Below are 2,608 nucleotides of genomic sequence, written 5' to 3' on the forward strand. Positions count from 1 at the left end.
TAGCGACCGGCTGCATTTTTCAGTGTGCTTGCAGCCAGTTATCGGCCAGTCCCATCTCCACCTCGAGGGGGACCGCCAGTTCGTAGGCCGATTCCATCAGCTCTTTTAGCTTCGGGGGTACTTTTACAGTCTCCGCATTGGGCACAGAAAAGATCAGCTCGTCGTGAACCTGCAGCAGCATCCGGGTACCAAGCTCTTGCTCTTCGATAAATTCCTGGATGTTAATCATGGCCAGCTTGATGATATCTGCAGCAGTGCCCTGTATCGGCATATTAATAGCCGTTCGCTCGGCAAAAGCCCGTACATTCCAGTTGCCTGAAGTGATCCCTGGAATATAGCGCCGTCGTCCCAGCAGCGTTTGGACATAGCCGTTTTCGCGGGCAAAGGCTTTGGTCTCGTTGATATAATCCAAAATTCCAGGGAAGCGCTCGAAGTACTGGTCAATCATCTCTTTCCCCTCGCTGTTGGTGATTCCCAGCCGGTTAGCGAGTCCATATGCGCTAACGCCATACGGGATGCCAAAATTGACTTCCTTCGCCTTACGCCGCTGATTTGGTGTCACATCGTCGAGCGAATTCAAATCAAAAACCTCCTTGGCCGTTCGGGAATGTATATCCTCTCCATTTTTAAAGGCTCTGATCATATTTTCATCTCCCGCTATGGAAGCAATAACACGCAGCTCCACCTGCGAGTAATCTGCCGAAAGCAGATGATGTCCCTCCTCCGCAATAAAAGCCTTCCGGATTTCGCGTCCCCGTTGCGTTCGTATGGGAATATTCTGCAGGTTCGGATTGGACGATGAAAGACGTCCCGTCGCAGCGATACTCTGATTGTAATCGGTGTGAATACGTCCTGTCTCTTCATTGATCAGCTTCGGCAGGGCATCCACATAGGTTGACTTCAATTTGCTGAGCGCCCGGTATTCCAGGATGAGATCCGGCATTTCGTACTCTGTTGCCAATTTTTTCAGCACCGATTCTGCCGTGGAGTATTGGCCGGTCTTGGTCTTTTTCCCCGACGGCAGCCCCATGTTATCGAATAACACCTCTCCCAGCTGTTTGGGTGAGTTTATATTAAATTCCATGCCGGCCTTCTCATAAATCTTCTGCTCCAGGGTAATCAGATCGGCTCGTAGAGTCTCGGAAAACTCCCCAAGCAGCTCCTGGTCCACCAGCACTCCCTGCATCTCCATTTTAGCCAGTACTTCCATCAGCGGAAATTCCAGAGACCGTGCGATTTCAGACAATGCATCTTTTTCGAGAACATCACTCAGCACTTCGTAGAGCCTGAGCGTAATATCCGCATCCTCGCAGGCGTAAACGGTAACCTCTTCAGCAGGAATTTCATCCATGGTCTTTTTATTCCGGCCCGTACCAATCAGCTGATGGATGGGAATGGGCTCGTATTGCAGGTAGGTTTTGGCCAACACATCCATCTTTAACTTCTGGTCGGCATCAATCAGGTAGGCGGCAATCATGGTGTCGAAAGCCGGTCCCTTCGGCTCCAGCCCGGCACGGTAAAGCATCATATAATCAAATTTATAATTATGGGCAATCTTCAATGTGGACTCATTGATAAACAAGGGCCGCAGAATGGCCAGCGCTTCTTCCTCCGGGATCCCCCTCTCCACATTCAACGGCACATAGTACGCTACCCCGGCCACGGCAGAAAGCGAAATCCCCACGAGCTTATGTACCATGGGATCCACCCCGTCGGTCTCGGTATCAAAACAAATATGCTGCGATCCCTGCAGCCTGACAACCAGATCTTTAAGAGCCGTTATATTGTTAACCAGCTCGTAACTGACAATATCTTCATCGAAAGACTGCAGCTCGCTCTCCCCTTCTTCGGTCTCATCCCCGACAAAAAGATCGGTCTGGTTTTTATTTGATGTACGGGACTTGTTCCGGGGCGAACGACTGATTTCTTCGCCAAGGTATTTTTTGGTCAGCGTGCGAAACTCCATCCTTTTAAAAAATTTCCCCAATTTTTCCTCATCAGCGCCTTCCCAGTCGAGGTCCTCCCATTTTACCGTATCCGGTACGTCGGTCTTTATCGTTACCATCTCCTTTGCATGGAGCGCCTCCTCTTCATATTCCCGAAGACCTTCGCGATGTCGTTTGGAAGACATATTCGGAGCATCCTCGATGGCCGCTTCCAGGCTGCCGTATTTGTTGATCAGCCGGGGCGCCCCTTTCTTGCCAATGCCTCTGACGCCTGGAATATTATCCGACGTATCGCCCAGGATAGCTAATACATCCACCACCTTCTCCGGGTAGACCCCAAAATAATCTTTGACCTCTTCCCGCCCGATAAGATTGAAGCCGCCGTTTCTATTATCCGGTTTATACATCATAATATGGTCGTGGACCAGCTGCATGAAATCTTTATCCGGCGTCACCATATATACGTCCACGTCTTCAGCGTTGGCGTCACTGGCAATGGTCCCAATGAGGTCATCGGCCTCATAACGATCCTGTTCAATATTCGGGATACCGTATCCTTCGATCATCTCTTTGATCAGCGGGATGCCCACCTTCAGCTCCTCTGGCTGCGGGGGACGGTTGGCCTTGTAATCTTCATCCATCTCGTGACGGAAAGTCGGCAC

At 50.5% G+C, this 2,608-nt stretch carries 1 protein-coding gene; it reads right to left on the reverse strand.

Annotated features, from left to right (window positions below; translation table 11 throughout):
- Nucleotides 1–19 precede the first annotated feature (19 nt).
- The coding region (gene polA, locus ACESLU_RS14030) for a DNA polymerase I (RefSeq protein ID WP_372639258.1) at nt 20–2,608 on the reverse strand (2,589 nt) is incomplete at its 5' end.

Source organism: Fodinibius sp. (assembly GCF_041642155.1).
In the GTDB taxonomy this organism is placed as follows: domain Bacteria; phylum Bacteroidota; class Rhodothermia; order Balneolales; family Balneolaceae; genus Fodinibius.